Source organism: Pseudomonas sp. PSPC3-2 (genome assembly GCF_049897085.1).
Lineage (GTDB): Bacteria > Pseudomonadota > Gammaproteobacteria > Pseudomonadales > Pseudomonadaceae > Aquipseudomonas > Aquipseudomonas paraveronii.
Map to the genome: position 1 here is coordinate 299,072 of NZ_JAFCVO010000002.1, position 26,136 is coordinate 325,207.

A 26,136-nucleotide genomic window follows, 5' to 3' on the forward strand; every position below is an offset into this window, starting at 1 on the left:
TGGCAGCACTTATTGCTGACCCAAGGCCTTTTGCTTGTGAGATATCTGCTGTTCCTGCGTGTGTTGACCGTGCTTTGTGTAACGCCACCGCTTCTTTGGGCAAACGACGCGCTGGCTGCCAATGCAACCCTGGGGGCAATGATCCCCGCTGCACCGAAGCTGGGTGCCGAAGCCTGGATACTGATCGACGCGGCAACGGACAGCGTAATTACCAGCCACAACAGTGATGCACGCCTCCCCCCGGCCAGCCTCACCAAATTAATGACGGCTTACGTCACTACACGTGAGCTCAAGTCGGGGCGGATAAGCGCCGATGACCAAGTCGTCGTGAGCGAAAACGCCTGGCGCACTGGTGGCTCACGCATGTTCCTCGAACCTGGCAGTTCTGCTTCGGTTCACGACTTGCTGAGCGGCGTGATCATCGATTCAGGCAACGACGCCAGCGTGGCGTTGGCCGAACATATCGCGGGAAGTGAAGGCGGGTTTGTCGGGATGATGAACTCGACCGCTTCAACGCTGGGATTGATCAACACGCACTTTATGAACTCCACCGGTCTACCGGACCCGGAGCATTACTCCTCCGCGCGAGACATGGCGACCTTAGCTCTGAAAGTCATCAATGAAGGGACCACCTACTACCCTCTCTACGCCAAGAAAACCTTCACCTGGAACGGCATTCAGCAATCCAACCGCAACGCACTGTTGTGGCGCAACTCCATCTACGACGGTTTGAAGACCGGTCATACAGAGGCGGCGGGGTATTGCTTGGTGGCCTCCGCACAGCGGGATGGGCAACGCTTGATCAGTGCAGTACTGGGCGCCAGTAGCACCCGTAAACGTGCGGAAGAAACAGAAAAGCTGATGGGGTACGGTTTTCGCTTCTACGACACCCAAACCTATAAGAAAGGCGGCGAAGTACTCGCACAGGCTGCGCTCTGGAAGGGTAAACAACCGTCCATCAGCGTGGGGTTGCTCGACGACATGACTCTCACGCTGCCTAAAAACGCAAGTCGAAAAATCGAGATGCGCTTGGCGTTTGACGGTCCGATCGAAGCCCCTATCACTGCAGGCACAGTCATCGGAAGGCTAGATCTGTTCGACGCCGAACATAAACTGGGGGAGCGGCCATTGGTCGTCCTTGTGGACGCAGAGCAAGGCTATTGGTGGACACGTTGGTGGGATACCGTGCATCTGTTTTTCACCCGGACGATCCGTAGCTGGTTCGATGAGACCGAGATCGCATGAGTCGCTTCAATACCCGCTGATTACACGGCAAAAGCCGGCCCCCATCGCAGTCGCGGAGACGTTGATGAACTCAGATGAGCTACGCAAAGAACTCGCGCTATCAAAATTCTTCAAAGGTGACTCTTCCCTCAATGAAGCGGTACAGGGACTGAGTCAGGCTGAAAAGAAAGTGTGTATCGAATCGGCCTTTGAGCAAGAGGCAGCACGACTTGGGATAGCGGTATGGGAGCTGACGCTGACCATGATCTCGGAGTCTCCCGAAGAGCTGAAAAGCATGACCCTGGCGTTCCATCGAGAAGTGTCAGAAATGGTTGAGATGGAATGGACGGATTACTGCACGCTCAATGAAATCATCGAATAACACTTGGGGCGCGTGTACAGGCACGCGGGCACTTGTCGATACCGCACAGCAACGGCTGATTAGCGGCAAAGGCAAGGCGGGAGACGCAATGCGACAGCACGCCCCGTCGGTTCAACCCTGGGAGCCGGCATCGGCGTTCGGCGACAGGGCGTCAAAACCTGAAATCACGTCAAAGAGTTCCTCGTCGATACCGGCTTGGCGCAAACGGTGATAGGTGGCGCCAAGGTCTTGCAACAGTTCGCCGATGTTGCGGTCTGCGCGCTGCATCGCGGCAAGACGGCTGGCGTTTTCACTGGCCAACGACTCGGCACTGGCGCGAAACAGCGAGACGAACAGGTGCTCACGGATGAACGCACGCAGCGTCTGTGTGTTCGCGCTCAGGACTTCGGGCAATTGAGGCGTGGGCCAGGGTTGCAAAGCGAGTGCCTGTTGCCATTGCTCATCCAGGGGCAGCAGTCGCTGGCTCACCGGGCTATAGCCGTTACCGCTGGGCCGGTTATAGAAAAGCATCAGCGTGGCACGTTGTGGTTCTCCCGCGCCCTCGCTGTCCGCCATCGGGACTGTTTGCAGGACCTGCCCCACCAGTTGCGTGATTTGCTCCACCGACCCAGGCACGGCAAACACGCCTTCGGGCGCTCTACCGGCATCGAGCAGTCGTTCATGCACACGTTCACCAACCGCCCAAACCTTCACCGGCAAGGACGCGAACTGGGCGATTGCGTAGTCGACCACCTCGTCGTTGAACCGCCCGACCAGTCCCTGATCGGAGCCGAATACCACCGCATGCACAGTGTGACCCTCATCCCGTGCATGGGGTGCCCGGGCGTGTATCGTTGCGGGATCGACCGCACGCAGACAAACGCCCAACCCCAGTTCGACGGTGCGCGCGTAGTCGGCGAGTGCCGCCACTGATCGCTCGTACTGCCCGATGGCCGATGCGGCGGAGGCTTTCATGACCCGGACAACGGACTTGAGGTCAGAGGCGCTGCTGATTTGGCGGCGCAATGCCGTGATGGTGGCAGCCATCAAACCTCCTTGGGCGCAGGCACAAACGCCGCAAGTGCCTGGCGCGCCGCTTCGGTGACCTGCTCGCGATCAGCGTCGGTGAGCGCCTCGGCATCGGCCAGGCGCTTGCCCAGAACAGCCGGGAGGCCATCGGCGGCCGCCTCCACAGCCTGCTGCGCAGCCGTCATGCGCTCAAGCGGCACCGGGTCGAAGAGTGCCGCATTCAAGGCCAGCAAAATCGCGATTTGAGCAGGCACCGTCACCGGTGAAAGCTCCGACTGGCCCAGGCAGGCGCGGATGCGCTGGCCGTGAACGATGGATTGGCGCGTGTCCTCGTCCAGCCTTGCACCGAAGCGCGCAAAGGTCTCCAGCTCCTCAAATTGCGCATAGGCCAGCTTGAGGGCGCCCGCCACGGCGCGATAAGCCGGGCGTTGAGCCTTGCCGCCGACACGCGAAACTGACTGGCCGACATCAATGGCCGGCAGCACGCCGAGTTCAAACAATGACGGCGACAGCACGATCTGCCCATCGGTAATCGAGATCAGATTGGTCGGGATGTAGGCCGATATGTTCTGGGCTTCGGTTTCAATGATGGGCAGTGCTGTCATCGAACCGCCGCCGCGTTCCTGGTTCAGATGGGTCGCGCGCTCCAGCATGCGCGAATGGATGTAGAAAATATCGCCCGGAAAGGCCTCGCGCCCCGGTGGCCGACGCAGCAACAGCGACAGCTCGCGGTAGGCGCGCGCGTGGTGAGTCAGGTCGTCGTAGACAATCAGCACGTCGCGGCCGGCCTCCATAAAATGCTCGGCGATGCTGGTGGCGGCGTAGGGCGCGATATAGGACAGTCCCGGCGCTTCGTTGCCTTCGGCGACCACCACGACGGTGTAGGCCAACGCCCCTCTCTCTCGCAGGTTGGCCACCGCCTTGGCCACGGCCGACGCTCGCTGGCCAATGGCGCAATACACACACAACACATTCTTGTCGCGCTGATTAAAAATGGTATCGATGGCGATCGCCGTCTTGCCGGTCTGGCGGTCGCCCAGGATCAGTTCGCGCTGGCCTCGGCCGATGGGGATTAGCGCATCGATGACTTTCAGGCCGCTTTGCAGCGGCTCGGTCACGGGCGCACGGTCCATGATCGGCGCCGCCGGCCGTTCGATGGGTAGGCGCGATCGGGTCGCAGGCTGCGCCCCACCATCCAGGGCGCGGCCGAGTGGATCGATCACCCGACCCAGCAACGCATCGCCCACTGCGACGTCCATCACTCGCCCGGTACGTCGGACTTTCTGACCGGCGCGCAGGTGAGCCGAATCGCCCAGCAGCACTACATCGACGCCCTCCTCGTCCAGATTGAACGCGATGCCCGACAAACCGCCGGGAAATGTCAGCAGCTCCTCGAACCCCAAGTGCGGCAACCCTTGGACACGGGCAATGCCGGTGGAGACGCTGACCACTGTGCCGACTTCATGCAGGGTCAGATGCGGCTTGAAGTCCCGGAGTCGTTGGCTGATAAGGCTGAACGCCTCTTCCTCGGCGTGTTGCCGCGTAGCGTCGACAGGCGCGATCATTGGCATGTGCGCCCCGTTGAGGATTGTTGCTCTGGCACATCTGACGACAGCGCTTGAAGGTAGTCAGCAATGCTCCAGGCCAGCGTCAGCCCCTGCACGTTGATTTCAATACCACTGACCAGTTCAGGCGCGGTCTCGAACTTGAGCACAATGGCCTGCCCGGCCCACTCATCCAATGCCGACTGGATCAAGCTCTGCTGCGCGGCCGGCAAGTCGAATGCGCTGCGCAGTCGTGCTGGCTCGTCGTTGGACGTGGCCTTCAAGGCGGCAGCCAATTCGTCTCGCGCAGGTCCGTCAAACGTATGCAGGCGCTGGAGGAAGACCTCACAAGCGCGCTGCTCCAGGCTGGCCGACGCCAAGTCGCCGAGCACCCGGCGTGAGATGTCGTAAACCTGTCGTTGCGTCTGGCGGACTAAATTGGCGTGCAGATCCTGCGTGTGTGCCAACAGTGCTTTTGCGCTCATCTCACGTGCAGCGTCTGCGGCACTGCGCGCCTCGGCCAACAGGCGCACACGTTCATCGTTTGCTTGCGCGACGGCCTTACTCAATAGGGCCGCCCGTTGTTCGTCAAAAGACTGGTTCTTTTTCTCGAACTCGTCTTGCTGCTGGTGGGCTTTGGCCTTGGTGTCGGCAGCGTCTTTGAGCTCGGCAGCAATCTTCGCTTCTCGCGCAGCGATGGCGTTCAGCACCGGCTGGTACAGAAAACGCTTCATCAACCACACCAGGATGAGGAAATTCAGCACTTGGGCGGCGACGGTGAACCAGTCGATGAGCACGGTCTATTTACCTGCCGCCTGGGCAACCGACGCGATAGCGGTATTCCAGAATGGGTTGGCGAAGATCAGGATCATCGACACGACAAAGCAGTAAATGGCGGTTGACTCGATCATCGCCAGGCCGACGAACAAGGTGCGCGTGATGGTCGCTGACGCATCGGGCTGTTGAGCCAGTGACGTGAGCGCCACGGACACCGCCTTGCCCTCGGCCAATGCCGGGCCCATGGTACCGAAGCCGGTGGTCAAGCCGGCCATGACAATCGAAGCAATGGCGATCCAGGTGAGAGAGTCCATAAGGGGCCTTTATGTGAGTTGAAGGAGGTGTCGCAGTGGCTCAGGACCCCGGCTTCGTGGACGCTGTGCTGCTACGGGTGGCCGCAGCGATGTACACCGCCGCCAGAATGGTAAAGATGTAGGCCTGCACCATGCCGGTGAGTAAGCCCAGCACTGTCATCACAATGGGGAAAACAAACGGCGTGATCGATAACAGGATGGCGATGATCATGGCGCCGCTCATCATGTTACCGAACAGGCGTACCGCCAGGGCCAACGTGCGCGAGGCTTCACTGATGAGGTTGAAAGGCAGCATGATCGGCGTCGGCTGCATGTACGACTTCATGTAAGCCCCAAGTCCCTGGCTGTAGATACCAAACATCGGCACCGCCACCAACACGCACAAAGCCAATGCAACGGTGGTCGACAGCGAAGCGGTGGGCGGTTCAAAGCCAGGGACCACGGTGCCCAGCGCCGAAGCCGCGACAAACAGGAACAACGTGCCGAGAAAGCCCAGGTAACGCCGCGGATGCTTCAGGCCGACATCCTTGATCTGGCCGACAATTGCCGTCACCACGATCTCCAGCAGGTTTTGCCAGCGCGAACGCTCGTGGCCTGTGGCTAGGCGGCGTGTGATCAGCGCTGCACCCAACACCAGCACTGCCATCAGTGCCCAAGTGAATACAATCGTGGCATTGAGCTTCAAGAAGCCATCCTGCCAAAAGATCCACGCATCAGGCGTCAGGCGCATGGCGGTGCTCCCGGCGAATGCGCTGCCTTGGTGATTGCGGTCGATTGTGTGACGCGCATGACGACAGCACGCGCCACCAGGAAACCCAGCATGCACAGCCCGAGGCGCACAGGTTGGGCGGCACCGACGACATAGAAGCCAAGCAATACGACGGCGGTTCGCAGGATGAGGCTGCCAAGGAACCAGCGTGCCGGGGTCGGCGACGAGGCGCCGTGGCGCACGGTCCACCACAGCCCGCCGAAGAAAATTCCACCCAGCGCGCCACCGGCCAACAGCGCGCCCGCCCCAGCCAGTACCCAGTTGCCGTAGTCAATCATCATCCTGCTCCTTCTCATCGAGTTCGTCGTGCATGGCCTGGTCTTCCCTGGCCACCCAGTGCCACGCGTTAAAGCAGCCGATTGTCAGCCCCGCCACCAACAACGCCAGGGTCCACGAACGGCCGCCGGACGGGTGGTGCTGCTGGTCGAGCCACAGTCCCAGGGCTGCGCCCAGTAATGTGGGGACAACCACTGACCAGCCGATCAACCCCATCATGCCCAGCCCAAACCACACGCCAGGTGTAGCGCTGCGGCGCGCCTTGAGTTTACGGGCGGCCTTGGCGCCGACCTGTTCGGCCAGTGTCGGGTCGCCTGGTACAGGCGTGGACGGTGGGCGCTTCGGGTTCTGCTTCATGACCGGCGATCGCGTAATGACGCGAAGCGGCGCATGAAACCGCTCTCCAGGCGAGCCATGGTCGCGCGCATGGCGACTTCTTGCGTATCCAGTGTCAGAAACTCCTGCGCGACTGCGTCGTGTAGCCGGGACAGATCATCGCCACGCACTGCCCGCCGCGCCGAGATCACCACGTCCTGTCCGGTCTTGACCAACACTCCTGCGTCCAGCGCGAAGAACACTTCACCGTGGGCTTCGCTCTGAAAGCTGAGGATGCCTGGCACAAGCGCCGCGACACAGTCCAGGCGCCTGGGCAATAGGCCGAACGAACCTTGCACCGTCTCGACGACGATTCGCGACACGTTCCTTTCAACCGCGAAAATTTCGAACGGCAGCAATACTTTAAGTGTCATCAACGGCATGACTACGCTCCTCGGGGGTCTCAGGCGTGGCCTTCGCCTTAGCTTCATCGACTGCGCCGATCATGTAGAGCGCGCTTTCCGGGAAGCCCTTGAACTCGTCTGCCAGGATGCGCTCACACCCCTCCAGCGCGTCCTGCAGGCTGACGAGCTTGCCGGGCATGTTGGTGAATTGCTCGGTGGTGAAAAATGGCTGGGTCAGGAAGCGCTCCAGGCGACGCGCGCGCGCTACCACCTTGCGGTCATCCGGCGACAATTGCTCAAGCCCGAGCATGGCGATGATGTCTTTGAGTTCAGCGTACTGGGCAAGCGTGCGGCGGATAGCCTGTGCGAGCCGGTAGTGGCGCTCGCCGACAATGCCCGGCGTGAGCATCTTCGAGCTGGACTGCAGGGGATCGATGGCTGGAAACAGGCCTTCGCTCGCGCGTTTGCGCGACAAGACAATCGATGCCGAGAGGTGCGAGAAGGTGTGTACCGCCGCCGGGTCGGTGAAGTCATCAGCCGGCACGTAGACCGCTTGAATAGAGGTGATAGCGCCACTGTCAGTGTTGGCGATACGCTCTTCCAGCGCCGCGAGTTCAGTGCCCATCGTCGGCTGGTAACCCAAGCGAGACGGCATCTGCCCCATCAAGCCGGAAACCTCGGAACCGGCCTGGATAAAACGAAAAATATTGTCGACGAGCAGCAGCACATCGCGGTGTTGGTCGTCGCGAAAGTACTCCGCCATCGTCAATGCCGCATGCCCGACCCGGAAGCGCGCCCCAGGCGGCTCATTCATCTGGGCAAAAATCATTACCATATTGGGCAGCACACCGGCGGCCTTCATCTCTCGATAAAGCTCTTCGCCTTCTCGTGAACGCTCCCCGATGCCGCAAAAGATGCTCACGCCTTCCTGGTGGCCGACCATGTTGTGGATCATCTCGGTCAGCAGCACCGTCTTGCCGACACCCGCGCCACCGAACAAGCCGGCCTTGCCGCCGCGCTCCAGAGGGGCGAGCACATCAATGGCTTTGATGCCGGTCTCGAACACTTCGGATTGGGTGGAGCGGCGTACCAGCGGCGGGGGCGCCTGGTGTACGGAGCGCCACTGCACGGCATCCAGCGCGGGCTGGCGATCGATGGTGTTGCCAAAGACGTCGAACATGCGCGACAGGATCTGATTGCCCACCGGCGCTTTTAACGGGCCTGCGGTGTCTTGCACGCTCATCCCTCGCGCCAACCCCTGGGTGGGCGTCAGTGCAATGCCACGCACGTGGTGTTCGTCGCGCTGGGCCAAAATCTCGATGATCACCTGGCCGGCATCACCGGCGCGCAGCAGGGTATGGATGGGCGGCAGCACCGCATCGAAACGAACATCCACAACGCTGCCGCGCACGGCAGTCACCACGCCGACGTTCACTGCACCGCTCTCGGGCGTCACCTGGCGTTGCGTCATCTCGCAGCTTCCTGTTCGGTTGTCGTGGCGAGCCGGGGTGCAGCCTTGCTCGGTCAATGAGCGCGTGCCGGAGCAGCAGGTTAGCCAGGCCTGTTCAGGGGCGTTGGGCGAGCCACAGTAACCATCAACGACACAGCGACTGGCCGATTGAGTGGAGGAATGACACCCACTCGAGCTGAGGGCACAGACGATGCCGAACGTCGCCCGGGCGTGCGGCGGCCGCGCAACGCCTAAATATCCACCCGGCTCCACAATGGCAGAGCCCCAAGTTAGCGGCCTGACAGGCTACAGAGTAGTTCGGAAACTACCTACAAGCGATCTTGAGTAGCACTACAACGCCGTTGTCAGAGGGCCATCCCACGCCGGGAGAGGGTGGAAAAGGCTCGCGATCGCGCTGCGCAGGTGTCATGCGGGCACAGGAGGTTCGGAAACTACTTAGTGGCTCTTTGCAGTGATGCTCGGGCATTTAATTGATCGGTGGCCCCTTGAGCGCGCCTTTGGCGCTTATGACTCAGGTGTTTGACCACGCTGGCAAAGCGCTTTCAGCAGAGGCAAATCCATGATTTCGACGCTACGCCCTTCGACCGCCATCAAGCTCATTTCGCGCAGACGCGCAATGGCTCGGCAAATCGTTTCGGACCTTACGCCAATGGACAAGGCAATATCCTCACGTGACATACGCAACAGAAAGCGGTGCGCGGAGTACCCCCGCTGCGCAAAGCGCTTGGACAGCCCCAACATGAAGATTGCCAAACGCTCTTCTGCGTTGTAGTGCCACAGCGTGTATAGCCTGCTCTGGCCCTGGGTAATTTCTCGGCTAAGCATTCTGCTCAAGCTCAAGCGTAACGAGGGCACCTCGCGGGCAAGCTGTTCCAAGCGCTGATAAGAGATCATATAAACTTCGCTGTCTTCCAGGGCGACTGCCGAGCACACGTGCGGTTCGCCGGTAATTGCTTCCAGCCCTATCGGTTCTGCGGACATGGGGAATCCGGTGACCAGGCTGAACCCTTGTTCGCCGACTAGAACAGTTTTGAAACTGCCGGACCGCACAAAATATAGATACCGCGCATTGACCCCTGCGTGATAAAGCTCAGCGCCCTTTGCAATGCGCACGGTGTGAGTGATTAATTCATCGAAGCGTTCACACACCTGCTCAGAACACTCCGACGATAAAAACACCTCGCGAATGGCGCAGTGATCAGCGGTTTTTACCGATGGTTGGGGCAGTAATGGAAACGACATCACAGGCCTGGTTTGATGGGTAGTGATCAGCATCATGCACACTCCGGCTTCGTTCACTGAGGCGTTACCCAAAGGCGGGAGTCAGGTCGAGTTCGTAAATAATTTCGTCATCGCCAGTCGCCGGGTATCGGCCATGAAACCCAAGGCTTCGAGCCAGGCGATGCATTCCAAAGTTATTGCTCTGATGAACCGACATCATTTTTTTGAAACCATTTTGCCGGGCCGTAACGATTAGGTGCTGCATCAACAGCGTGCCCACGCCCTGACGCTGCCAACGGTCGGCTACAACCACTGCGCAATCACACTGCTGGGCATCCGCTGCGACGGCATAGCGACTGATGCCAACTTCACACAACAGGCCATTCTCATGAATCATCGCGATGTAAGCGGTACGGTTGCGGTAGTCCACGTCCATCATTTGATCCAGGAGCGGCACCTGCGCCGCCCCTATTACCCCGAAAAAACGCGTTCGAAACGACTCGGCGGACAACTGTCCCATGAACTGGAACTCAAGTTGCCGGTCTTGTGGATGCAACGGGCGAATCAGCACATGGGTGCCGTTGTTCAACGCCTCTATCCAATGCTCGTGGGGTGGTTCATCGCCGAGCGCCGCGAGAATTTTTTCTACTGCATCGTCCGTCATCTGACCAGGCCCTGTATCAATAAGTGAAAGACTCGGGCCGAAGGTTCACGGCTACCGATTTCGCAAAACACTGTCGCGTACCTGACAAGCCTCCACAGAGCTGTACAACCGACGGAAAACGATCGGCAGTAAATCCGGTAAATCCTCTGCCAATAATCCGGGATCACATTCGGCCGCCGCCGCGCCGTGCAGCCAGACACCCGCCGCCGCTGCCGTAAATGCCGACATTCCCTGGGCCAACAACCCCAGAATGATGCCACCCAGAACGGCGCCGGAACCCGCAGTGGCCAAGGATGCAGGCGCATTGTTGTTGATGATTGCCCGCCCATCAGGCGCCGCGATCACGGTGTCACTGCCCTTGAGCACAACCACCGCCGAGCAGCGCAGGGCTGCTGCTCGGGTACGGCTTAGCTTGTCGCCGGCGGGGTCAAATATCCGGCGGAATTCACCGTCATCGGGCGTCAGCACGCACGGGCCCTGTATCGCACGATCGAGGGCCGCAGGGTCATCCTGAAAGACCGTAATGGCATCGGCATCAATCACCGTGGGCCGCGCCGTTGCAAGCATCGCCAAGACGTGGCCAAACGTGTCTTTGTTGACCCCGGCACCAGGGCCGACCAACCAAGCGGAAAAACGACTGCCGTTGAGTAAATGACCAAAGTCTTCCGGCGTCACCCAGGGATGCACCATGATGCTGTTGAGCGTCGCGGCATAGACAGGTAGCGCTATTTCAGGCACGGCAATGCTTGTCAGGCCCGCTCCGGCTCTTGCTGCACCTCGGGCCGCCATGCGAGCGGCCCCGGTCATCGGGTAGCCACCAAATACCAACGCATGCCCGCGAGTGTGTTTATTGGAATCGGCATGAACGCGCGGCAGGTCGGCCAGCCACAACGCGGGATGATTCTCAAAGGCCAACGGTGCGAGGGCATCGAGCACCGACGTGGGCGTGCCAATATCGGCAACAATGACTTCGCCGCACAAGTCCCGCCCCGGCAGCAACAGGTGGCCTGGCTTCTTGCGGAAAAACGTCACGGTCAGCACCGCCTTTACGGCTCCAAGCGCTTCCCCGGTGTCGCCCATCACACCGCTGGGCGTATCGATTGCGACAATCGGTACGCAGCCGCGTCCGGCGGCGGCCAGGGTGTCCAGCGCCTGCCCTTCCAGTGGGCGGCTAAGACCCGCGCCGAATAGTGCGTCCACCACCAATTCGGCCCCTTCAAGTACCGACGGGCTCAATGCCTCGACCTCCCCGACCCACCGCTGTGCATGCTGCCTGGCCTCGGCCTGGAGACTGAACCGGCTACCCAGCATTGCCACCCGCACTGGCCAGCCAGCTTCAGCCAGCAAGTGCGCGACGACAAACCCGTCACCGCCGTTATTGCCAGGCCCGCACAAAACCAACAGCGGCCTGGGAGTCCAGCGGCACCCGATTTCGCGCGCCACAGCCGCTCCGGCATTGCCCATCAACTCGAAAGACGACACGCCGGCAGCAACCGAAAGCCGGTCAGCCTCCGTCATCTGCCGCACGGTTAACACGGCGGTCTGGCGACTGCTCGGTTCAGACTCTGCATTCAACCGGTTCATGTTTTTCACCCTCTTAAACAGCACCCCAATCAATGATCGCCCGCGATGGAACGCCACTGCATTCAGGGCGCTAAAAACGCGGGTTGATCGCCGACAGCGGGCGCCATTCAATAGCGGCCTTGACCTTGCCTTGGGCTACGAAGTCCGCTGCAGAGCCATGCAACTTAGGCGCCTAGTTACGAGTTCATTCGCGACACTGACGCCTCCCCGCGCTACTGGCTACTCATTGGCACGTCCGGCCTTTTTGAAATGAGTCCTCTCATGGTGGCGCTCCTTTTAATCTGAAGAGTCGGGGCTGACTAGGCGCAACTGCGTAGATCACGGTATTCGTTTGCGGGATATCGCAGCAGGCTCGGAAACTACTCAGGTTCCGGTGGTTAGGCAGGCCGACGCAGTTAACAGCGAACCGCTGATCGCAGATATTGGCGCTGACGGCAACGGAATCAACGGTCTCTCCCCAGCAAAGTCGAGATAGCGTTTAACCGGCCATCTGTTGACGCAATTTAAACGCCCTTAAACACCTTTAAACGCCTTAAACGGCCTAGCCGCACGAATGCGAGATTGCGTAGCACTCAAAGGGGTGTAGTCTCAAAACAGAGGTGTTCCTTCGGAACGCAGTGATACGGAAAATCACAATGCCAGTTCGCCGTCCACTCGATGCGGGAACGGCCACGCCCGAGGTGCTTACACGACCACCTTTAGCTGACGCTGCAACACGGGGCCAGAAAAAGGCATCTACACCTCAAATGACCACGGAGCCCCTTGACCGCCTACGCTCACTTAACAGTGAAAACGAACAGCTGCGGCGTTCACTGGAACAGCAACGGGCTGCCTCACAGGTTGCTTTAGGCGTACTCCACAGCACCCACATTGCAGCCATTCTGCTCGACGCAGATCTGAATATCCGCTTGTTCACGCCCGCCAGTCAGCCGCTGTTCAATATCCTTAGCCAAGACATCGGGCGACCACTGGCAGACCTTCGCCCCATGGCCACTGATCTCAATCTGCTGGATGACGCCAGAACCGTCATGCGCGACAGGGTTGTTTTGGAGCGAGACGTTGAGTCACGTGATGGCATGAGTTTTGTCCGCCGTATTTCGCCCTACAACCTGCAACACAATTGTGTTGAGGGCGTGGTCATCACCTTTACGGAGGTGGGCGAAAAAAAACAGCTGACGCAGGCACTCGAAAGGGCCACGCAACAAGCCAAACAGGCGACGGCCACTCGGTTACGCTTTCTCGCATCGACGAGCCATGATCTGCGCCAGCCTTTGCAGACGCTTAAGTTGTTGCAGGGTCTGTTGCTGGGAATGCTTAAAGATGAGAAACCTCGAAAACTGACCGCGAGAATGGGCGAAACGGTGGGGGCAATCTCCGGAATGCTTAACGCGCTTCTGGATATCAACCACATTGAAACAGACGCTAATGGAGCAAACCCCTCCGACTTTCGCATCAGCGATTTGCTCGATCGGCTCGCCGATGAGTTCAGCTACAAAGCCGGCGCTAAAGGTCTGAAACTCAAGGTAGTACCCTGTCAACTCATCGTAGAAAGTGACCCGCGCCTGCTTGAGCAGATGCTGCGTATCTTGCTGTCCAATGCACTGCAACACACCCATGAAGGCCGCATACTTTTGGGCTGCCGCCGGCACGGCGGGTGGCTCAGCATTGAAGTCTGGAATTGCGGCACAGTGACGCAGACGTCCAAGCCGGTGCCCTCCCCGGATCGCTATGTACCTGTCGACCACGCAGCCCAGGCAGATGCGCCAGGTTTACTTATGGTTAAGCAACTGTGCTCGGTGCTGGGACATCGACTGCGCGCGCAATCGATTCAAGCGAAAGGGTCGGTATTTTCCATTGATGTCACTTTTTCTCGTCCCGTCATCTCGTTACCAAATGCTCAGCTAGAAACTGATCTAAAAGAGAACGCCCTGGCGCACGACGGTGAAATGATCCTGATTGTCGACGATGATGTCGAGGTCCTCGAACTACTGGGCATGCTACTCAAGTCCGAAGGTTATCAAGTGGAGATGGCTGTTGACGGGCTGAGCGCTCTGGAAAGCGTCACCCAAGGCGGCGTGCAACCTGATCTGATACTCGCTGACTTTAATTTGCCGGGCTCGTTGAATGGCTTACAAGTCATCACTCAACTGCGCAAAACACTGCATCGCAGCATGCCTGCGATCATTCTCACGGGTGATATTTCTCATCAAACCGCGCGTGACGTAGCCTTTGAGCACTGTACTCAGCTCAACAAGCCAGCGAAACTTAAAGAGATTATTTTCGTCATTACGTCTCTGCTTGAACAACAGCGTTTGGTGATTGCCCAAGATGAATGCCGCGAGGAAGCCGAAACCGCCGACACCGAAACATCCATCATATTCGTCGTTGATCGTGACGATTTTTTTCGCACTACCATCCGCAGTTTGCTCGAATCCAAAGACTATCAAGTTCAGGACTATGCTTCGTGCGAGGCGTTCCTGGAGGCATACTCTCCCGGCCTACGCGCGTGCTTGCTGGTAGATGCGAACCTGCCTGGAATGCAAAGCCTTGAACTCATCCACCGGCTGAGAAGCAATGGCGATGAACTGCCAACCGTCATGATCAGCGACAGCCACGACGTTTCACTTGCCGTGAATGCGATGAAGGCCGGTGCATCGGACTTCATCGAAAAGCCGTTTAGTCGCAACGAGGTTCTGCAAATAGTTGCGCGCGCTCTGGAGCACTCGCAGGACGCAAACAAAAAAATGGCGTGGACTCAGAACGCAACCCATTGCATCGACAGTCTTACTTTGCGACAGCGTCAAATCATGGACATGGTACTTGCAGGGAAGCCGAGTAAAAACATTGCTGCAGAACTCGGAATCAGTCAGCGCACGGTTGAAAATCATCGCGCTTCAATTATGACGCGCACTCACTCCAAATCGATTCCTGCACTGGCGCGCGTCGCACTTGCGGCCCACTCCAGGGCCGGCACTAATTCGGTCTTCGAGGTGAAGGCGGCACCTAACGTTTTTAACCGTCCGGGCGACACATCTTCCGGACACCAACGCTAAGGGCGATTAGCTGCGTGATTTACCCTGCGCGCGCGTCGGCTAAGGCCGGTTAGAGAACATCAGCGGTTGGCCTTTAACGTTTCAAGCATCGCCTCGGCGGCCAGCGTGTGAACTTTACGGGTCGGGTGCCATTCATCCCAGTAGTAGTGGGCATCTGGATGTTCACACACCGGCTTGACGTCCGGATAGGTGGCTTGGCACGGGCTATCCAGATCCTTCAGGCCCGCAACATCGGGGGCTGTACGAAGCCTGTTGCTGAAGGCCAGGTGGTCAAAGTAACTAATACTGACGTGATGGGCTTTAGCCAGTGTTGTTAACACGGCGGGCAGCTTTTGTTCGAGTATCTGCTGGTATTCTGTTGCGTTCTTGACCTGATTGCCCTGCACCACGGCCGGCACATGACTCAAATCCGTAGTCCCCACGACCATCACGTGCTTCGCGCCGGCTGCAATCAGCGTCTGGGTAGCCTTTTGTATATTCGCCACGCTGTTCTGGCTTAGCACGTCAATCGATTCTGGGTGCGAAAAGTCGGCCCATTCAAAAAAATCGTTTGCTGAGATGAAAATAAAATAGAGCGCATTCGGATCCGCTTTGTGCGTTTTCGCGGCGTTCAGATGATCGGCGATTTGGCCAAAAACCCCGGTGTCGCGAGATGGCTCCATCCAGGCGTAGTAGTTGCCGTTGCCGCTTTTAGCGCCGCCAATCGCGTAGTCGGTCAGGTCGGTTTTCAACGCGCGAGCCAGCTCCTCTACGGCGGTGGGGCCATTGCTCCAGCGTCCCTTCCAGTACAACGAGCCCGGTAGTTCCTGTGCGTCTTTGACCTTCTGCGTGGCCAATAGTCTAGTGAAGGTTTGACCCGCACCATTGTCAGAGTAACTGTCACCGAACGCATAGAGATGATCGTAACTGGGCGCGCCAAATGCAGTTGAAACAGTCAGCGTCAATAAAGCGGCCAAGCAAGCGCGTCGAGTCATTGATATTCTCCCGGGGCATCACCTTAGACTACCGGTCTGCGACGTTTTGCCTTGCAACAGTTGCGACCTATGTTTAGCCGGGTGCGCAAGAACTGTTCTGTTCGCGACAAGGGGTTGAAGCGCCCCGGATTCTCTAGGCACTTTGCCGCTCAGCCGATACTTGACTCACGTTTCGTAAGCAATGGCGTAGGTGTTCCCGGAGCGCTTGATATGAGCAAAGCCGAGCGCTCCCAAGTGCATGCCAGCGACCATCAAGTTGTCTGAACTGGCAACGTCCAGCAGCCTCGTTCGCGTGGCCGCCGATAGCAGCGGGTCCTGGTCGAAGGCAATCGTGACATCAGGGCGCGCAATCTGAATCTGAGGAAAATGAACAATATCGCCCCATATCAGCAGACTGCCTGCCACGGACTCAAATCGGTAGCCGCAATGCCCGACGGTATGCCCAGGCAACGGCATCGCACTGATGCCCGGCAGGACGTCATTGGCGGTGAACGGGCGCAGATTTTTTCGGTACTGATCGAACACCCTTCGTGCAAACAGAAAGTTTCGACGCGCGCGTTCACTGGCCTGGCCAAGGTGGCCATCGTCCTCCCAGAACGCTAGCTCTCGCTGATGCACAACCAACTCAGCATTGGCGAAGGCCATTTGTCCCGCTGCGTTCAACAAGCCACCGATGTGGTCGGGGTGCGCGTGAGTCAGCAGAACCGTATCTATGTCACCGGGTTGCACGCCGGCCAATGCAAGATTGGCCAGCAACTCGCCGCCCCATTGATTGAATCCGCCGGCGCCAGCGTCGATCAGAACCGTTCGGCCACGCCCACGTATCAGATAGCAATTGATATGGATTGACGCTGGCTCGCTGATTCCGGCGGCTAACTGAAGTCGGACCGCCTCCGTTGGCGCGATGTTGGCGAGAAAATCCAGGCTCGCCCCCAAGTAGCCGTCGCTGATGGCGGTGATTGAAAACTCCCCGACTTGCTGGCTGGGGAGTCTCCAGCGAGGGATGTCCACGTTACTCATGACTGTAACTGCACGGTCATGGCGCGATACACATTCAGCCCCTGCAGATCGCAGGCCCTGGCCTGAACGCAATCCAGTTTGGCCAACCAGCGGTGTGCAGGGGTCTTGTCCAACGCAACGGCGTGCAGCGCTACAGGCGTAAGGCCTAACTCAATCAACACGTGAGGGCCTTGTTCACTGATCAACAGGAACTCGTCCGCGCCCACGGCAACTGCCCGGTCCTGCCCGGCATAGAGGTTGCGTCTCCAATCAGTGATGTGCGACTGCCAGCCGGAAAAAGTGCCACCGCCTTTTTCGCGGTACTCGTCGCTCTGCAATACGGTAAGCGTGTCGACTGAATGCAAGGCCAAGTAGGCCGGGCAAGTGCCGCTCAAGGCTTCGAAACGCTGTGAAGCGCTGAAACCGCTCACCGAGATCAGCGCCGGCAGTTTTTCCAGGCTGTAAAACCCATTCCACTCGGCTTCGCTGGCAGGGTCAGCGTAGTTGCATTCGACTGTGTAAATCATAAAGTCACTTCATGGATTGATGTTCCATCATGCTAGTGGCACGGTAGAGCCCCATAAAACGATCTTTCGGCACCCTTCAGTGACTAAACATCAAGGTGGCTGCCTTGGCTACAGGAAAAGACCATGCGTCGAAAGCTACCGAGTAATGCAGCCCTGATTGCCTTTGAAACGGCAGCCCGCCATGGCAGCTTCGCCCGTGCCGCCAATGAATTGGCCTTGACCGAGGGCGCAATCAGTCGGCAGATAGGCCGCCTGGAAGCCTTTCTGGGCGTCACCCTATTCGAGCGCGTGGGCAACCGCGTGCGGCTCTTGCCTAACGGTGAGCGCTACGCGGCGCAAGTGCGCGAACTACTCGACCGCCTCGACAGGGACAGCCAGTATTTGATGGGCCAGCCCAGAAACGGCGCCAGCCTGGATATCGCCGTCAGCCCAACCTTTGCTTTGCGCTGGCTAATCCCTCGGTTGCCTGGCTTTAGCCAGCAACACGCGAATATCTGCGTACATCTCTCGGAACGCATGGAACCGTTCGTGCTTGCCGGTAGCGGCTTTGATGCCGCCATCCATTTTGAGCACCCGGCCTGGACAGGCATGCACACGCACCGCCTGTTGAAGGAAGTGCTCATTCCGGTTTGTCACCCTGCCCTCCTGAATCAGGGCAAACCGGCAACGGCGCTGGATTCACTGCCACGATTACACCGACGACAGCACCCGGATGCGTGGCAGCGCTATGCCCAAGAAACCGGGATTGTGCTGAGCAACCCAGCGATGGGCGCACGCTACGATTTGCATGCGATGTTGATTGAGGCCGCACTGGCTGGTCTCGGTGTGGCACTCGTACCGCGCCTGTACGTGGAGGCAGAGCTGGCGCAAGGTCGACTGGTTGCGCCATGGCCGCAGGAGAAGAATGTGGCCAAGACCTTTTGCCTCGTGTTACCTGAACCCCTAGAGCTGAGCCGCGCGCCCATCCAGGCATTTGCGCATTGGCTGTTGGAGGAGGCGCAGGTCAAGTAGGGGCATGTGGAGGTGCCAGTGCAGAGCCCGCAACCGCCGGTTGAGGCTCGAACACACATTAAAGGAGCGCCAGGAACCTTGCGATTCCTGGCGCTCAGTAACGCGACCAAAACCCTGCCAAGGGAAAATGCCGTGTCGACGCAGAATCTAGCATGCCAGTGCGCGCCACCTGACCTGCGACAAACCACCACAGGCCGCGCCTCATTGCACAATGAAGAACCACGCCTTGGCGCTCTCCCCTCCTGACTGTGGCGGGCTGTCGCACTGGGGCTCCTCGTTCAACGGCAACGAGCGCAGCACCGAACCCGATGAACCGGGCTCATGAACGCCAAACCGGCACGCGGGCGAGTGATGAGCGGGTTTATCAGGCAAAAAAAAGCCCTCTGGGAAGAGGGCCTGGCAACCGGCACATGAACGGGTTCAAATGCCGCGCCTCGAGCTACCGTGGAAGTGTCTGCCTCCGCTCAAAGCCTGCACACTTTATGAGCACAGTCTCAGGGCGACAACTGCGACAATCGGGCACATCGCACGCGCTAATCGACCCGATCCGCGGTGCTGGCGGCGCGCGCGATCAATGCTGATCAGGTGTGGTGCTTTGTCGCAGCTCACTGGCGTCGCCCTGGGTCAACACCGCGTCAAGGAATCGGCAGCCAGCGGCGAAATCCCACGCCGCCCTTGCTGGTCAACGGGCACCAGGCAAAGTCCCAGGGCAGGGGCGGAAACTCCTCCAGATCAGCTTCAAGCCCGGGCACCGGACGAGGCGCCTGCTTCCAATCGAACACCCTTTCCGGCGCGCCCTGCCAGGCCAACACCAGCCCCCGAGCCTGGCTGTCATCGCTATTGATCCAGCGTGCCGCCGCAGCGCACATAAACGACTCGATGTGCTCTTCGTTGATCCGCGCCTGATACTTGGAGCCCAGGAGCCAGCGGCATACGCTCAGGTAATAGGTCCAGTTCAACGGCGGATGATTGCGATAGGCCCAGGTCATGAAGCCGCGAAATATATTCAGGCCATCGGGCGGATCGAGCTTGAGCAAGCCGGGGCACACATCGAACAAGGTGTGCCAGTAAGGCAGCAGTCGGGCATCCAGGTGTACGAAACTGCGCGCATTACCTGGGTAATCCGGAAACGGCAGTAGGAAGTCCGCTTGATTACGCAGACGCGAGGCTTTGCTGACCAATCGCGAAGCCCCCGATGGAACGGCTAGCGCGCACATGGCGACCTCCGGCCGATTGGCGCAGTTGCGGACTTTGCGTGTCTTCTTGCGTAAACGGCCGCAGCCAATCCTGGCAGTAGCCGGCGATTGAGGCGTACCAATACATGAGCCATTGTGTGCTCCTTCCCGTGTCACCTTTAACCGTGGAGCCCCCACAACGCCTAGCTGACCGGGGTCGACAGGCACAAGGGGGCTTAGACAAACGCGGTCATGCGCAAAGTGCGGGGGACGCTCTGGGGTTGGCCGAGGGCCAGGAATAACGCGGGGGCGCCTTGCAGCGCTGTTCGCGGCCAGGCCGGCGTACCTGCCCGATCCGCAGCAACCAGCCCAGACAGAACAGTAACGCGATGCTCAAGGTCACGGACGAGCAGATCGGACAGGCAAAACTCCCGGCCCAGCCACTGGCGGACAGATCGGCGGGATCCGCTTTCGAGGCCGGCGCAGGGCTGCTCTGGGACGAGCAGAACTGCCCGCCTACGCCATTGAGCGCCAGGCCCATCGTCTGTCCGTGCGCCAAACCGCAGGCGAACACATTGAACAGGACGCAGAAATACAACGTCCAGGCAATGAGCGAGCGGTCTGAGCGGGTCAGTTTCATGGCGGCGACTTTACCACCGAACAGCCGGTCGATTGAAGCGCAACCCGGGACGGCAGTACATCGCCCCCATGCCTTCGAGGGCGTTATCGATTGGCGAAGTACATCGTCACTTCAAAACCAATGCGTACATCGGTGTAGCTCGGTTTGGTCCACATGGGCACCTCCTCTTGGGATCTATTAGGGTTTAACGCTGCACAGCGCCATTACAGGCGAACGCCACCCGCACCGCTTGACTGAGCGTGTCAACACGGCTTGCCATTTCGTGCCAATCAGGCCCGCTGAAAAATCATTAACTTCGAAACAAATTGGCAAAAACCCGCGAAACGCTCTATCCGGATTAACGATAACATGTTAACAATATCCCAGGCCCTGACCTAGCAGAGGGCCATACCAACAAAAACAACAAAAGGAACGCCCCTCATGCATTCGTGCCTCTTTCGCACGGCGGCAAGCGCTGGCCTGTGCGCCGCGTTTACCCCTCTGGCTGCCCACGCCGATTTTTTCCAGGACAGCAAAGCCACTCTGGACCTGCGCAATTTCTACATGAACCGCGACTTCCGACAGAGCAATGCGCCGCAGAACAAGGCGGACGAATGGGCGCAGGGTTTTGTATTGCGCATGGAGTCGGGCTACACCGACGGCGTGGTCGGATTCGGCGTGGATGCCTTGGGAGAACTGGGCTTGAAACTCGACTCCAGCCGAGACCGGCGCGGCACCGGGCTGCTGCCGTCCGGCGCAGACGGCGAACCGGCTGATAACTACAGCGAACTGGGCCTGACCGCCAAACTGCGGGTGTCAAAAACCGTGCTCAAACTGGGCACCTTGCAGCCGCTGTTACCCGTGGTGGCCTACAACGACACCCGGCTGCTGCCGTCGACCTATAACGGCGGACTGGTCACCTCGCAGGACATCGATGGGCTGACCCTGAACGTCGGTCGCCTGGAAAAACAGAACCTGCGCGACTCCTCCAACAACGAGTCAATGAGTTACGGCGGCGTCACCAGCAGCCACCTGGACCTGGCCGGGGGCACCTACGCGATCAATCCGCACCTGGCGGCGACGTATTACTACGCGCAAATGCAGGACATCTACCGTCAGAACTTCATCGGCCTGGTGCATGACCTGCCCCTGGCCGAAGACGTGAATCTGCGCAGCGACCTGCGCTATTTCGACACCCGCGAGCAAGGCAGCGCGCGGCTGCGCAGCCCTTCGAGGGTTGACGGCGGGCGGATCGACAACCGCTTTTTCAACGGCATGTTCAGCCTGTCGGTGGGCGCGCACAAATTCGGCCTGGGCTATCAAAACCTCTCCGGCGACGGCGACTTTGCCTTCCCAGGCCAAGACCCGTATTCAGTCAATCTGGTGACCATCAATATCTTCACCAAGGCCAACACCGACGCCTGGCAGGCGCGCTACGACTATAACTTCGCAGCCCTCGGCGTACCCGGGCTGACGTTCATGACCCGCTACGTGGACGGCAGCCACGCGCAAACCGCCACCGTGCGTAATGGCCGCGAATGGGAGCGCGATACCGATCTGGTCTACACCGTTCAAAGCGGCCCGCTGAAGAACGTCAACGTGCGTCTGCGCAACGCCAGCCTTCGCTCAAGTAACGGCCTGACCAGCGACATCGACGAGAGCCGGATCATCGTCGGCTACAGCCTGGCCTTGTGGTGACCGCGGCGGTATGAAATGTGCATTCACTTCCTCGTAAAAGCCATTTTTCGGGGAAGTGACTGCAACCATCATGAGCGCACCGACGCCCATCGAGAACAGACTATGGCGGCTTCACCGCAACCCCGATTGCCGCTGGCGGTATTCCCCCGGCGTCATCTGCGCGTAACGCTGAAAGAACCGGCTGAAATAGGCCGGGTCCTTGAAACCCAGCTGGTAGCAGATTTCGTTGGCCGAACTGCCGGTGAACAACAACAGCCGCTTGGCCTCCTGCATGACCCGCTCGAGAATCAGCCGCTTCGACGGCAGATCGGCAATCCGTCGGCAGACGTCATTGAGTCGCGCCTCGGTGACGCCTACACCGTCGGCATAGCGCGACAGCGGCCAGTGCTGCAGGTAATGGTCCTCGATCAACGCGTTGAAGCGATGGAAGATCCGCAGGTCTTCATGGCGCGCCGGCCGGGCTTGCAGGGAGTTGGAGCAGAGCCGCAGCAAGCTGATCATGATCAAGCGGGTCAGGCTGTCCAGCGCCGCACTGCGCCCAGCGCCGGCAGCGTTGATTTCGTCGCTCAGCGCTTCGAACAGAAACTCCAGCCGCCTGACTTCGCGTGGAAACTGCGCCAGTGCGACACAGGCCGCCGGCAACTGCGAACCGGGCACCAAGGTCGGGTCGGCATCGATCAACCCCCAGACAAGCTGTTGACGCACCGTCAGCACATGCCCATCGGCGTCCGCCTCCGTGACAAAGGCGTGGGGCACCGTCGGCGGCGTCAGAAAGAACATCGGCCCCGACTCCAGATACTGCTGGTCATCCAGGTAAACACGCACCGCGCCGCTCTTCACGTAATGCACCTGGAAGAACCGATCGTGCCGATGGACCGGCATGTTGCGACCGAAAAACTCCGCCAGGTTGCCGAGTTTGTCGTAGTGCACTTCGGCATCACTGTAGCGCTGGTCGTAGACCTGACCGATGTTGATATTGGGGATCGGTTTACGATCGATCATCGCGGATTTCTCTTTTTTATTGGGCTATCAACCAACCTGCAGAGGCCATCCTGCACCGGATTTCAGCGGCTCGCCAGGCGCGAAAGAGTTTGCCACGCTTGACGATAGTTAACATCTTAATTATAACGTTAACAGGTTAACGAATATGCCTCGGAGCAGTCTCTGCCCCGCCACTGCCAGGAGAAAAGCATGAGCCGTGCTCTGCATGATGGTGCGAACGGCACCCTGTTCGGCGTTGCGCTGAACTATCAGGGGTTGCTGAACCAACGTATCGCCGAATTCGAGCAAGCGCCTTACCAGAAGCCGCCGCTCAAACCGGTGCTGTTCATCAAGACCCCCAACACCCGCAATGGCCATGACGGCAGCGTCGTGCAGCCCACCGGCGAACGCCTTCAGCCCGGCCCGGCGCTGGGCGTGGTGATCGGTAAAAGCGCCAGCCGCGTCAGCGTCGAGAACGCGATGGCGCATGTGGCCGGCTACACCATCATCAACGAGTTCAGCCTGCCGGAAGACAGCTACTACCGCCCGGCGGTGAAAGCCAAATGTCGCGACGGGTTCTGCGCGCTGGGCCCGGAACTGGTGGGGCGCGACCAGATCGACAACCCCAACCAATTGAGCCTCAAGCTGTTCGTCAACGGTGAGCTTCGCCAACAAAACTCGACCGCCAATTGGGTGCGCGATATTCCTCAACTGATCGCCGAAATCAGCGAGTTCATGACCCTGCACGAAGGCGATGTGCTGATCACCGGCACGCCCGAAGGCCGTGTGGATGTGCAACCCGGCGATACCGTTGAAGTCGAGATCAGCGGCCTGGGCCGTCTGGTCAACCACATCAAGGCAGAGGAACTGTCATGAAACACGCCCGTATTCGCTTTGAAGGCGCCGTGCATCAGGTTCTGGTCGAAGCCCAAAACGCCGTGCGCCTGGGCGACGGTCGCCTGCTCGCCGAAGACCAGGTCGAGTGGCTGCCACCGGCCACCGGCAGCATGTTCGCCCTCGGCCTGAACTACGCCGACCATGCCGCCGAACTGGCCTTCACGCCGCCGACCGAGCCGCTGGCCTTCATCAAGTCGCGCGGCACCTACACCGGCCACAACCAAGTGACCTGGCGCCCGGACAATGTCGCCTACATGCACTACGAGTGCGAACTGGTCGCGGTGATCGGCAAGCCGGCGCGCAACGTCAAGCGCGCAGACGCCCTGGACTACCTGGCCGGCTACACGGTGTGCAACGACTACGCGATCCGCGACTACCTGGAAAACTACTACCGCCCCAACCTGCGGGTGAAGAACCGCGACGCGACCACGCCGGTAGGCCCGTGGATCGTCGATGTCGCCGACGTGCCGGACCCGAGCAACCTGAAACTGCGCACCTGGATCAACGGTGAACTGCGCCAGGAAGGCAGCACAAAAGACATGATTTTCGACATCCCGTACCTGATCGAATACCTGTCCAGCTTCATGACCCTGCAACCCGGCGACATGATCGCCACCGGCACGCCGGAAGGCCTGGCCGACGTGGTGCCGGGCGATGAAGTCATCGTGGAAGTCGAAGGCGTGGGGCGCCTGGTCAATCGAATTGTCAGCGAGGCGCAATTCTTCAGCGCCGGTAAAGAGGCTTGAGCAGCATGATCAAACACTGGATCAACGGCCGTGAGGTCGAAAGCAAAGACACCTTCATCAACTACAACCCGGCCACCGGCGAAGCCATCGGTGAAGTTGCCAGCGGCGGCGCCGAAGAAGTCGCGCAAGCGGTTGCAGCGGCCAAGGAAGCCTTTCCAAAGTGGGCAGGCACACCGGCCAAGGAACGTGCCCGCCTGATGCGCAAGCTCGGTGAGCTGATCGAACACAACGTGCCCCACCTGGCCGAACTGGAAACCCTCGACACCGGCCTGCCGATCCACCAGACCAAGAACGTATTGATTCCACGGGCCTCGCACAACTTCGATTTCTTCGCCGAAGTCTGCACCCGCATGGACGGCCACACCTACCCGGTGGACGACCAGATGCTCAACTACACCCTGTACCAGCCGGTGGGTGTCTGTGCGTTGGTATCGCCGTGGAACGTGCCGTTCATGACGGCCACCTGGAAGACCGCGCCATGCCTGGCACTGGGCAACACCGCCGTGCTGAAAATGTCCGAGCTGTCGCCGCTGACCGCCAATGAACTCGGGCGCCTGGCCGTCGAGGCCGGCATTCCCAAAGGCGTGCTGAACGTGATCCAGGGCTACGGCGCCACCGCCGGTGATGCGCTGGTGCGCCACCCGGACGTGCGCGCGATTTCGTTCACCGGCGGCACCGCCACCGGCAAGAAAATCATGCAGACCGCCGGGCTGAAAAAATACTCCATGGAACTGGGCGGCAAGTCGCCGGTGCTGATCTTCGAGGATGCCGACCTGGAACGCGCCCTCGACGCCGCACTGTTCACCATCTTTTCGCTCAACGGTGAACGCTGCACCGCCGGCAGCCGGGTGTTCATTCAGGAAAGTGTCTACCCGCAGTTCGTCGCCGAGTTTGCCGCCCGCGCCAAACGCCTGATCGTCGGCGACCCGCAAGACCTGAAAACCCAGGTCGGCTCGATGATCACCCAGGCGCACTACGACAAGGTCACCGGCTACATCAAGATTGGTATAGAAGAAGGCGCCACCCTGCTCGCCGGCGGCCTGGAACGTCCGGCCAACCTGCCGGCGCACTTGAGTCGCGGGCAGTTTATCCAGCCCACGGTGTTTGCCGATGTGAACAACACGATGCGCATCGCCCAGGAAGAAATCTTCGGCCCGGTGGTGTGCCTGATCCCGTTCAAGGATGAAGCCGAAGCGCTGCAACTGGCCAACGAGACCGAGTACGGCCTGGCGTCCTATATCTGGACCCAGGACATCGGCAAGGCGCATCGCTTGGCCTACGGCATCGAAGCCGGCATGGTGTTCATCAACAGCCAGAACGTGCGCGACTTGCGTCAGCCGTTCGGTGGGGTGAAAGGCTCTGGTACCGGACGCGAAGGCGGCCAGTACAGCTTTGAAGTGTTCGCCGAAATCAAGAACGTGTGTATCTCCATGGGCAGTCATCACATTCCGCGCTGGGGCGTGTGAGTCAGACCGCTGGCGAGAGCCCTTGCGCCCTCGCCAC

Annotated in this window: 27 protein-coding genes; 8 read left to right on the plus strand and 19 right to left on the minus strand. The window is 59.6% G+C overall.

Annotated elements, in window-relative coordinates:
• Window positions 1-36 precede the first annotated feature (36 nt).
• On the plus strand, window positions 37-1,245 hold the full coding sequence (locus ACP7CJ_RS06255; protein ID WP_426099850.1) for a D-alanyl-D-alanine carboxypeptidase family protein: 1,209 nt from the start codon (window positions 37-39) through the stop codon (window positions 1,243-1,245).
• 64 nt (window positions 1,246-1,309) lie between these two features.
• Window positions 1,310-1,606, plus strand: coding sequence for a DUF6388 family protein (locus ACP7CJ_RS06260; protein WP_247398310.1), 297 nt, complete (start codon window positions 1,310-1,312; stop codon window positions 1,604-1,606).
• 111 nt (window positions 1,607-1,717) lie between these two features.
• On the opposite strand, the gene ACP7CJ_RS06265 is transcribed toward ACP7CJ_RS06260, so the two are convergent.
• The 12 genes from ACP7CJ_RS06265 to ACP7CJ_RS06320 all read right to left on the minus strand — a co-directional run bounded on the left by ACP7CJ_RS06265 (window position 1,718) and on the right by ACP7CJ_RS06320 (window position 11,953).
• Complete coding sequence (locus tag ACP7CJ_RS06265; protein ID WP_426099851.1) at window positions 1,718-2,632, minus strand: F0F1 ATP synthase subunit gamma; 915 nt, start codon at window positions 2,630-2,632, stop codon at window positions 1,718-1,720.
• A complete protein-coding gene (locus ACP7CJ_RS06270) occupies window positions 2,632-4,185 on the minus strand; it encodes an alternate F1F0 ATPase, F1 subunit alpha (protein ID WP_276193121.1) in 1,554 nt (517 codons plus the stop codon). The genes ACP7CJ_RS06265 and ACP7CJ_RS06270 overlap by 1 nt, the downstream gene beginning before the upstream one ends.
• Window positions 4,176-4,955 carry a F0F1 ATP synthase subunit delta gene (locus ACP7CJ_RS06275; protein WP_276193122.1) on the minus strand — a complete coding sequence of 260 codons (780 nt, stop codon included), beginning with the start codon at window positions 4,953-4,955 and terminating at the stop codon, window positions 4,176-4,178. Before ACP7CJ_RS06275 ends, ACP7CJ_RS06270 begins: the two co-directional genes overlap by 10 nt.
• A gap of 3 nt (window positions 4,956-4,958) precedes the next feature.
• On the minus strand, window positions 4,959-5,249 hold the full coding sequence (locus tag ACP7CJ_RS06280; RefSeq protein WP_247398855.1) for a F0F1 ATP synthase subunit C: 291 nt from the start codon (window positions 5,247-5,249) through the stop codon (window positions 4,959-4,961).
• Window positions 5,250-5,289: 40 nt separating this feature from the next.
• Complete coding sequence (locus ACP7CJ_RS06285; protein ID WP_426099852.1) at window positions 5,290-5,979, minus strand: F0F1 ATP synthase subunit A; 690 nt, start codon at window positions 5,977-5,979, stop codon at window positions 5,290-5,292.
• Window positions 5,970-6,296 (minus strand): ATP synthase subunit I, encoded by a 327-nt coding sequence (locus tag ACP7CJ_RS06290; RefSeq protein ID WP_276193123.1) that lies wholly within the window; start codon window positions 6,294-6,296, stop codon window positions 5,970-5,972. Before ACP7CJ_RS06290 ends, ACP7CJ_RS06285 begins: the two co-directional genes overlap by 10 nt.
• Window positions 6,289-6,651 carry an AtpZ/AtpI family protein gene (locus ACP7CJ_RS06295; RefSeq protein ID WP_276193124.1) on the minus strand — a complete coding sequence of 121 codons (363 nt, stop codon included), beginning with the start codon at window positions 6,649-6,651 and terminating at the stop codon, window positions 6,289-6,291. The genes ACP7CJ_RS06290 and ACP7CJ_RS06295 overlap by 8 nt, the downstream gene beginning before the upstream one ends.
• Window positions 6,648-7,052, minus strand: coding sequence for a F0F1 ATP synthase subunit epsilon (locus ACP7CJ_RS06300; RefSeq protein ID WP_247398843.1), 405 nt, complete (start codon window positions 7,050-7,052; stop codon window positions 6,648-6,650). Before ACP7CJ_RS06300 ends, ACP7CJ_RS06295 begins: the two co-directional genes overlap by 4 nt.
• Complete coding sequence (gene atpD, locus ACP7CJ_RS06305) at window positions 7,033-8,484, minus strand: F0F1 ATP synthase subunit beta (protein WP_276193125.1); 1,452 nt, start codon at window positions 8,482-8,484, stop codon at window positions 7,033-7,035. Before atpD ends, ACP7CJ_RS06300 begins: the two co-directional genes overlap by 20 nt.
• 504 nt (window positions 8,485-8,988) lie before the next feature.
• Window positions 8,989-9,762 (minus strand): cyclic nucleotide-binding domain-containing protein, encoded by a 774-nt coding sequence (locus tag ACP7CJ_RS06310; protein WP_276193126.1) that lies wholly within the window; start codon window positions 9,760-9,762, stop codon window positions 8,989-8,991.
• Window positions 9,763-9,790: 28 nt separating this feature from the next.
• Window positions 9,791-10,369 carry a GNAT family N-acetyltransferase gene (locus ACP7CJ_RS06315; protein WP_247398834.1) on the minus strand — a complete coding sequence of 193 codons (579 nt, stop codon included), beginning with the start codon at window positions 10,367-10,369 and terminating at the stop codon, window positions 9,791-9,793.
• A gap of 51 nt (window positions 10,370-10,420) precedes the next feature.
• Window positions 10,421-11,953, minus strand: coding sequence for an NAD(P)H-hydrate dehydratase (locus ACP7CJ_RS06320; protein ID WP_276193127.1), 1,533 nt, complete (start codon window positions 11,951-11,953; stop codon window positions 10,421-10,423).
• A 635-nt stretch (window positions 11,954-12,588) separates the two neighbouring features.
• Here ACP7CJ_RS06320 and ACP7CJ_RS06325 point away from each other — a divergent pair.
• The gene (locus ACP7CJ_RS06325) at window positions 12,589-15,006 is read left to right on the plus strand and encodes a response regulator (protein WP_276193128.1); all 2,418 of its coding nucleotides are present in this window, start codon (window positions 12,589-12,591) and stop codon (window positions 15,004-15,006) included.
• A 59-nt stretch (window positions 15,007-15,065) separates the two neighbouring features.
• On the opposite strand, the gene ACP7CJ_RS06330 is transcribed toward ACP7CJ_RS06325, so the two are convergent.
• The 3 genes from ACP7CJ_RS06330 to ACP7CJ_RS06340 all read right to left on the minus strand — a co-directional run bounded on the left by ACP7CJ_RS06330 (window position 15,066) and on the right by ACP7CJ_RS06340 (window position 17,506).
• Complete coding sequence (locus tag ACP7CJ_RS06330) at window positions 15,066-15,980, minus strand: SGNH/GDSL hydrolase family protein (RefSeq protein ID WP_276193129.1); 915 nt, start codon at window positions 15,978-15,980, stop codon at window positions 15,066-15,068.
• Window positions 15,981-16,145: 165 nt separating this feature from the next.
• Entirely contained in the window at window positions 16,146-17,000 is an 855-nt protein-coding gene (locus tag ACP7CJ_RS06335; RefSeq protein ID WP_276193130.1) for an MBL fold metallo-hydrolase, read from the minus strand.
• A complete protein-coding gene (locus tag ACP7CJ_RS06340; protein ID WP_276193131.1) occupies window positions 16,997-17,506 on the minus strand; it encodes a sugar ABC transporter in 510 nt (169 codons plus the stop codon). The genes ACP7CJ_RS06335 and ACP7CJ_RS06340 overlap by 4 nt, the downstream gene beginning before the upstream one ends.
• A 123-nt stretch (window positions 17,507-17,629) precedes the next feature.
• Here ACP7CJ_RS06340 and ACP7CJ_RS06345 point away from each other — a divergent pair, with 123 nt between their 5' ends.
• The gene (locus ACP7CJ_RS06345) at window positions 17,630-18,517 is read left to right on the plus strand and encodes a LysR substrate-binding domain-containing protein (RefSeq protein WP_276193132.1); all 888 of its coding nucleotides are present in this window, start codon (window positions 17,630-17,632) and stop codon (window positions 18,515-18,517) included.
• A gap of 635 nt (window positions 18,518-19,152) precedes the next feature.
• Here the strand turns inward: ACP7CJ_RS06345 and ACP7CJ_RS06350 are convergent.
• The 3 genes from ACP7CJ_RS06350 to pqqA form a co-directional block, all read right to left on the minus strand.
• Window positions 19,153-19,734 (minus strand): putative natural product biosynthesis protein, encoded by a 582-nt coding sequence (locus ACP7CJ_RS06350; RefSeq protein ID WP_276193133.1) that lies wholly within the window; start codon window positions 19,732-19,734, stop codon window positions 19,153-19,155.
• Between the two features lie 208 nt (window positions 19,735-19,942).
• Entirely contained in the window at window positions 19,943-20,332 is a 390-nt protein-coding gene (locus ACP7CJ_RS06355; RefSeq protein ID WP_276193134.1) for a DUF2946 domain-containing protein, read from the minus strand.
• An 83-nt stretch (window positions 20,333-20,415) separates the two neighbouring features.
• Window positions 20,416-20,487, minus strand: a complete 72-nt coding sequence (pqqA, locus tag ACP7CJ_RS06360) for a pyrroloquinoline quinone precursor peptide PqqA (protein WP_108524256.1) — start codon at window positions 20,485-20,487, stop codon at window positions 20,416-20,418.
• A gap of 265 nt (window positions 20,488-20,752) precedes the next feature.
• On the opposite strand from pqqA, the gene ACP7CJ_RS06365 reads away from it, so the two are divergent.
• Entirely contained in the window at window positions 20,753-22,009 is a 1,257-nt protein-coding gene (locus ACP7CJ_RS06365; protein ID WP_426099853.1) for an OprD family porin, read from the plus strand.
• Between the two features lie 111 nt (window positions 22,010-22,120).
• On the opposite strand, the gene hpaA is transcribed toward ACP7CJ_RS06365, so the two are convergent.
• The gene (gene hpaA / locus ACP7CJ_RS06370) at window positions 22,121-23,011 is read right to left on the minus strand and encodes a 4-hydroxyphenylacetate catabolism regulatory protein HpaA (protein ID WP_276193136.1); all 891 of its coding nucleotides are present in this window, start codon (window positions 23,009-23,011) and stop codon (window positions 22,121-22,123) included.
• 189 nt (window positions 23,012-23,200) lie between these two features.
• Here hpaA and ACP7CJ_RS06375 point away from each other — a divergent pair, with 189 nt between their 5' ends.
• From ACP7CJ_RS06375 to hpaE, 3 genes are read left to right on the plus strand one after another with little or no spacing between them, the layout of a single operon-like run.
• Window positions 23,201-23,866 (plus strand): fumarylacetoacetate hydrolase family protein, encoded by a 666-nt coding sequence (locus tag ACP7CJ_RS06375; protein ID WP_276193137.1) that lies wholly within the window; start codon window positions 23,201-23,203, stop codon window positions 23,864-23,866.
• Window positions 23,863-24,633 (plus strand): fumarylacetoacetate hydrolase family protein, encoded by a 771-nt coding sequence (locus tag ACP7CJ_RS06380; protein ID WP_276193138.1) that lies wholly within the window; start codon window positions 23,863-23,865, stop codon window positions 24,631-24,633. The genes ACP7CJ_RS06375 and ACP7CJ_RS06380 overlap by 4 nt, the downstream gene beginning before the upstream one ends.
• 5 nt (window positions 24,634-24,638) lie before the next feature.
• Window positions 24,639-26,099, plus strand: a complete 1,461-nt coding sequence (gene hpaE, locus ACP7CJ_RS06385; protein ID WP_276193139.1) for a 5-carboxymethyl-2-hydroxymuconate semialdehyde dehydrogenase — start codon at window positions 24,639-24,641, stop codon at window positions 26,097-26,099.
• Window positions 26,100-26,136 lie beyond the last annotated feature (37 nt).